Origin of the sequence: Paraburkholderia franconis (genome assembly GCF_009362735.1) — a bacterium.
GTDB lineage: Bacteria > Pseudomonadota > Gammaproteobacteria > Burkholderiales > Burkholderiaceae > Paraburkholderia > Paraburkholderia franconis.
Window position 1 is genome coordinate 1 of the sequence record NZ_WHNP01000156.1, and the last position, 6369, is coordinate 6369.

Sequence of the window (6369 nt, forward strand, 5' to 3'; positions counted from 1 at the left end):
GCTCGCCTGGCGTCCGGGCAGCGACCCGAACATATGCTGCGTGCACTTCGAGTCGGTCCACGCCGTGTGGAAGCCGCTGCCGGACAGCATCTGTTTCGCGACGGGAATGATCTGTTCGCCGCCGAGAATGCCGAGCAGGCCGACAAGGGCGACAAGTGGCGGCGCGGGGGAACGCACGTTGATGAGGCTGTAGATCACGCCAACCAGTACGCCAGCAAGCAGGGAGAAAAGATAGAGTTTCATTGGCTCGTATTCCTGTAGTTCACGCGTCGTGCGAGTGCATCGCAAGCGCAGGGGGATAGGAAACGGCGACAACGGGTCGCCACTCATGTTGGCGGATGGATGAAGGTGATGCGCAATGCACTGCACGCGCAACACACCGGCAGCGTGGAACGCACGCTCGTCATCTGGTGGCGAGTCTTCTCGCAAACGTCGGACTCGTTGGCGCCGAATCGTACAGGCGACATGCCACGCTCCTCTGACGGCTGGATGCGCAGATGCATCGTTCCGCCACGCCAATGACTGCTGGCACGCGAAAGAGTATCGGGTTTAAAGCGCGATGAAAAGAGGGCATGACGTGCATGTACTTTTTGGAAATGAATCGATTCAATTTCTTTAGTGATGTCTTTCTAAACCACCTGTCGGGCACAAAAAGCAGAAGAACATGCTGCTTAACTTCTTTCGTCTGTCATCTTCTTCAGGATTGTGCGAAATAGTTTTTATATCTTGCGATCCATGTCATACACTTCGAATCTCGTTGGCCGTGTGGAAGACTACGCGGGCTGACGACAGCGATCCTGCCTTGCCTGAATCCTGGGGGCAGGGCGGTCCTTATCTTCTATCGAAACGCGGATGGATCACACCATGAGTAATCCAAAGCTTGAAGTATTGACGCCCTCCAACTGTCAGATCATTTTCATCGATCAGCAACCGCAGATGGCATTCGGCGTCCAATCGATTGACCGCCAGGTACTGAAGAACAATGTAGTCGCGCTGGCAAAAGCGGCAAAGGTATTCAACATCCCCACCACGATCACGACGGTGGAATCGGAAAGCTTTTCTGGCTACACCTACCCGGAACTGCTGGACGTGTTCCCGAATCATCCGCTGCTCGAGCGCACGTCGATGAACTCATGGGACGACCAGAAAGTGCGTGACGCACTGGCGAAAAACGGCCGCAAGAAAGTCGTCGTTTCCGGTCTGTGGACCGAGGTCTGCAACAACACGTTTGCGCTCTGCGCGATGGGTGAAGGCGGCTACGAGATCTACATGGTTGAAGATGCATCGGGTGGCACGTCGAAGGCCGGACACGACTACGCGATGCAGCGCATGATCCAGGCGGGCGCGGTGCCCGTGACGTGGCAGCAGGTCTTGCTCGAATGGCAGCGCGACTGGGCTCACAAGGACACCTATGATGCCGTGATGGCGATCGTCAAGGAGCATTCGGGCGCATACGGCATGGGTGTGGATTATGCGTACACGATGGTCCATAAGGCGGCTCAGCGCGTGAAGGACAAGCACGAAGTACTCGCGCCCGTGCCGGCGCCGGTCGCGAAGTAAGAGCACGAATAACGCAGCGATGAAGCACGAGGAAGTGGCAGGCCGCATTCGTCTGCCGCTTTCTGTCTGCTTGCGGCTGCGTGTCAATGAAGCTGCGTGTCAATGAAGCTGACGGGGCGACGCAACCATCGGATCACCACGGCAGCGTCTGATTGCAGCGATTTCGATGACGACGGAGGATGAGCCGGATGACTCGGCGGATCGTGTCGACGGGTAAGCGAATGCGAGGAGCGACAACTTGCGTTGTCCGCTCCGGCACTCATGAGACGTCATTCTTCCGAGTACGCCCAGGGTGCACTCGCGAGACATTCGGCGAGATAGTCCAGCAGCGCTGTCACTCGCGCGGGCCTCAGAATGCCCGGCGGTGTGATCAGGTTGAGATGAACTCTCGCGATCTGCCAGTCGGGCAAGACTTCTTCGAGTTGGCCGCTCGACAGCGCATCCCAGACGACGAACTCCGGCTGCAGTGCAAGACCCTGTCCCGCAAGCAGTGCGGGGCTGATCGCTTCGGCGTTGTTGCTGCTGATTCGCCCCTTCACGGGCACGACGTATTCCCCTTTCGACTCATGACGGAAGCGCCACTGGCCAGGCGTCGGCAGGTTCGTATAGATCAGGCACGTGTGATCGACGAGTTCCTGCGGGTGCGTCGGGCGGCCGTGTCGGGCCAGATAGTCGGGGCTTGCGACGAGCGGCCGGCGCACCGCGCACAGCTTGCGCGAGCGCAGCGAAGAGTCGGGCAGTTCGGCGATACGCAGCGCGACGTCGAAGCCTTCGGCGACGACATCGATCACCGCATCGGTGAGCGACAGGTCGATGTTGACGTCGGGGTAGCGGTTGAGAAATTCGGGGATCAGCGGTGTCAGATATTTGAGGCCGAACGACATCGGCGCGGTGACGCGTACCGTGCCGTGCGGCGTGAGCGCTTGCGCGGACGCTTCGGCTTCGACTGCTTCGCCTTCGTTCAGGATGCGGACCGCGCGTTCCAGAGCCATCACGCCTGTCGGTGTCAATGACAGGCGGCGCGATGTCCGATACAGCAGTGCCGTGCCGAGCCGTTGTTCCAGCCGCGCAATGGCCTTCGATACCGTGGGCTGCGACATGCCGAGCGATTCGGCCGCTTTGGCAAACGAGCCGAGATCGGAAACGCGGGCGAATATCGCCCAGGCTTCAAGATCGGGTAGAGGTTGCATGAAGAAATTGGAATGGAATCTATTCGTTCCATTCTATTTATTAGGTTGAGGAGGTCAAATACTATCGCTTCTCCGAAATCGACGTTGCGAAGGCGCTCATGAATGTCGATGGCGTTCGCAACGCGGGACGGTCTTCATCACGCAACGTCACGTTTGCTGATTCAACCTGGAGAACACGATGCCTCAAGCTCAAGCCAAGCCCGGAAAACTACTGCTTTCGCCGTCCGATCACACGCTGATCATGATTGATCACCAGTCGCAGATGGCCTTCGCGACGAAGTCGATCGATCCCGTGATGCTGCGCAATAACGCGGCGCTCGTGGCCAAGGCCGCGAAGGAGTTCTCGGTCTCGACCATTCTGACCACGGTGGCCTCGAAGACTTTCTCCGGCCCGATCTTCGATGAGATCAAGTCGGTATTCCCGGAAGCGGACATCATCGACCGCACGTCGATGAACACATGGGAAGACCAGCGCATTGCCGATCGCGTCAACGCAATCGGCAAGCCGCGCATCGTGTTCGCGGGTCTGTGGACGAGCGTGTGCATCGTCGGCCCGGCGCTGTCGGCGCTCGATCAGGGTTTCGAAGTGTATGTGATCGCCGATGCATGCGGCGACGTGACCGACGAAGCGCATGAGCGCGCGATGGAACGGATGGTGCAGGCAGGCGCGCGTCCGATGACCTCGCTGCAATACCTGCTCGAACTGCAGCGCGACTGGGCGCGCAGCGAGACGTACAACCAGACGGTAGCGACGTCGATCCAGCACGGCGGCGGCTACGGTCTCGGCCTGATCTACGCGAAGACCATGTTCGGCGGCAGCGAAGGTCACTGACCTCGCGCCACAGTGGCAAGGCTGGCGCGTTCGCGCGCCGGCCGCTCTTTTAGATGATCCGACGATGCAAGCAAGGTGAATCGATGAAAGTGTATGTGTTGTCACTGGGCGCCGGCATTCTGGTCGGCGTTATCTATAGCCTGTTGAACGTGCGTTCGCCTGCGCCGCCGCTCGTCGCGCTCGTGGGCCTGCTCGGCATTCTGGGCGGCGAGCAGATCATTCCCGTGGGCAAGCATCTTCTTTCGGGCTCGCCGCTGTCGACGGCATGGAACGAAGCGCGCAGTGCAGCGCACCTGTTCGGCATGCTGCCGAGCCGTCATGCCGTCGGGCAGGCTGCCCGCGCAAATATCGATGGTGCAGAAGGTGCCGATCGTGCCGATAGCGCCGATCGTGCCGATATCAAGGAAAACCGCTCATGACCGTATCTGCAACAGCCCCTGACCTCATCCTGCACAACGGCCGCATCACGACGCTGAACCGCGCGAACCCGGGCGCGAGCGCAGTCGCGATCAAGGACGGCAAATTCGTGGCCGTCGGCGACAATGCCGATGTCATGTCGATGGCGACCGCCGCGACGAAGCTGATCGACCTGAAGGGCCGTTCCGTTCTGCCGGGGCTCATCGACAATCACACACACGTCGTGCGCGGCGGTCTGAACTTCAACATGGAACTGCGTTGGGACGGCGTGCGCTCGCTCGCCGACGCGATGAACATGCTCAGGCGCCAGGTGGCCATGACGCCGCCGCCGCAATGGGTGCGCGTGGTCGGCGGCTTCACCGAGCAGCAGTTCGTCGAGAAGCGGCTTCCGACAATTGAAGAACTGAATGCGGTTGCGCCCGATACGCCCGTCTTCATCCTGCATCTCTATGACTGCGCGTTGCTGAACGCCGCGGCGCTGCGTGTGGTGGGCTACACGAAGGACACGCCGGAGCCGCCGGGCGGACAGATCATGCGCGACGGCGACGGCAACCCGACGGGTCTGCTGCTGGCGAAGCCAAACGCGTCGATCCTGTACGCGACGCTTGCGAAAGGCCCGAGGCTGCCGTTCGACTATCAGCTCAATTCGACGCGCCATTTCATGCGCGAGCTGAACCGGCTCGGCGTGACGGGTGTCATCGATGCAGGCGGTGGCTTCCAGAACTACCCCGACGATTACGAAGTCATCCAGAAGCTCGCGGACGAAGGACAGATGACCGTACGTCTTGCATACAACCTCTTCACGCAAAAGCCGAAGGCCGAGAAGCAGGACTTCCTGAACTGGACGAAGACATCGAAGTACAAGCAGGGCGACGATTACTTCCGGCATAACGGCGCGGGCGAAATGCTCGTGTACTCGGCAGCGGACTTCGAAGACTTCCGCGAGCCGCGGCCGGACATGCCGCCGCAAATGGAAGACGAACTCGAAGAAGTCGTGCGCGTGCTCGCGGAAAACCGCTGGCCCTGGCGGCTGCACGCAACCTATGATGAGACCATCAGCCGCGCGCTCGATGTCTTCGAGAAGGTCAACCGGGACATTCCGCTTGACGGCATCCACTGGTTCTTCGATCACGCCGAGACGATCTCCGAGCGTTCGATGGACCGTATCGCGGCGCTTGGCGGAGGCGTAGCGGTGCAACACAGAATGGCCTACCAGGGCGAGTATTTCGTCGAACGTTATGGTTCAGCGGCCGCCGAGGCGACGCCGCCCGTCGCGCGCATGCTCGAGAAAGGCGTGCGCACATCGGCGGGCACCGATGCGACGCGTGTCGCGTCGTACAACCCCTGGGTGTCGCTTGCGTGGCTCGTGACGGGCAAGACGGTCGGTGGATTGCGCCTCTATCCGCAGCGCAATCGCCTCGACCGCGATACCGCACTGCGGATGTGGACCGAGAAGGTCACGTGGTTCTCGAATGAAGAAGGCAAGAAAGGCCAGATCGCGGTGGGCCAGTTCGCGGATCTGATCGTCCCGGACCGCGACTTCTTCGCGTGCCCCGAGGACGACATTGCGAGCACCGTGTCGGATCTGACGATTGTCGGTGGCCGCATCGTGTTTGGCGCGGGACTGTTCGCCGATCTCGACGACAACGCGCCGCCGCCCGCGATGCCCGACTGGTCGCCCGTGCGCCGCTTCGGTGGCTTCGCCGCGTGGAAGGACTCGAAGGGAGAAACCGAGGCTTCGTTGCAGCAGATGGCGGCGGCATCGTGCGGCTGCTCGAACGGATGCGCGGTGCACGGCCACGATCACGCGCGCGCCTGGTCGAACAGCGCGCCGGCGTCCGACCTGCGTTCGTTCTGGGGCGCGCTCGGCTGCGCGTGCTGGGCGGTCTGACATGAACGCGCGTGCACAGGGGAATCCACGCTGGATCGCCGCGATCCTCGCGCAGCCCTGGCTGCTGATGCTCATGCGCGCGGCGCTCGTGTCCGCCTATGTGATCGGCGGTCTTGCCAAGCTCGCGAACTTTCATGGCGCTGTGCTCGAACAGGAACATTTTGGGCTGCACCCAGGATGGTTGTGGGCGGCGCTCACGATCGTCGTCGAGCTTGGCGGCTCGGTGTGCGTGATCGCCAATCGCTTCGTGTGGCTGGGCGCGGGCGCGCTGGGCGCATTGACGGCCGTGGCGATGTTCGTCGCGAACGACTTCTGGAACCTGACGGGCGATGCGCACTTCTTTGCGCTGAACGCCTTCTTCGAACACCTTGGACTCATCGCCGCGCTTGTCATGGCGACATGCCTCGCCGGCGTCCAGCATTCTTCCGGCSATGCCGGTGTTCAATAAAAACCTTAAAGGACCTTCACCATCATGCGTA

7 protein-coding genes are annotated in these 6369 nt (G+C 61.1%); 5 read left to right on the forward strand and 2 right to left on the reverse strand.

Annotated elements, in window-relative coordinates:
* Positions 1-243, reverse strand: a 243-nt coding sequence (locus tag GCT13_RS46445) for a XapX domain-containing protein (RefSeq protein ID WP_152768304.1), incomplete at its 3' end; no start/stop codon positions are given.
* A 621-nt stretch (positions 244-864) separates the two neighbouring features.
* Between GCT13_RS46445 and GCT13_RS46450 the strand changes: the two genes are divergently transcribed.
* Positions 865-1560 (forward strand): hydrolase, encoded by a 696-nt coding sequence (locus GCT13_RS46450; RefSeq protein WP_152768305.1) that lies wholly within the window; start codon positions 865-867, stop codon positions 1558-1560.
* Positions 1561-1829: 269 nt separating this feature from the next.
* Here the strand turns inward: GCT13_RS46450 and GCT13_RS46455 are convergent, their stop codons facing one another.
* A complete protein-coding gene (locus GCT13_RS46455) occupies positions 1830-2750 on the reverse strand; it encodes a LysR family transcriptional regulator (protein WP_152768306.1) in 921 nt (306 codons plus the stop codon).
* Positions 2751-2928: 178 nt separating this feature from the next.
* On the opposite strand from GCT13_RS46455, the gene GCT13_RS46460 reads away from it, so the two are divergent.
* The 4 genes from GCT13_RS46460 to GCT13_RS46475 all read left to right on the forward strand — a co-directional run bounded on the left by GCT13_RS46460 (position 2929) and on the right by GCT13_RS46475 (position 6338).
* On the forward strand, positions 2929-3582 hold the full coding sequence (locus tag GCT13_RS46460) for a hydrolase (RefSeq protein ID WP_152768307.1): 654 nt from the start codon (positions 2929-2931) through the stop codon (positions 3580-3582).
* 83 nt (positions 3583-3665) lie between these two features.
* On the forward strand, positions 3666-4001 hold the full coding sequence (locus GCT13_RS46465; RefSeq protein WP_152768308.1) for a XapX domain-containing protein: 336 nt from the start codon (positions 3666-3668) through the stop codon (positions 3999-4001).
* Entirely contained in the window at positions 3998-5890 is a 1893-nt protein-coding gene (locus tag GCT13_RS46470) for an amidohydrolase (RefSeq protein WP_152768309.1), read from the forward strand. Before GCT13_RS46465 ends, GCT13_RS46470 begins: the two co-directional genes overlap by 4 nt.
* A gap of 1 nt (position 5891) precedes the next feature.
* Complete coding sequence (locus tag GCT13_RS46475) at positions 5892-6338, forward strand: DoxX family protein (RefSeq protein ID WP_152768310.1); 447 nt, start codon at positions 5892-5894, stop codon at positions 6336-6338.
* The last annotated feature ends 31 nt before the right edge of the window (positions 6339-6369 follow it).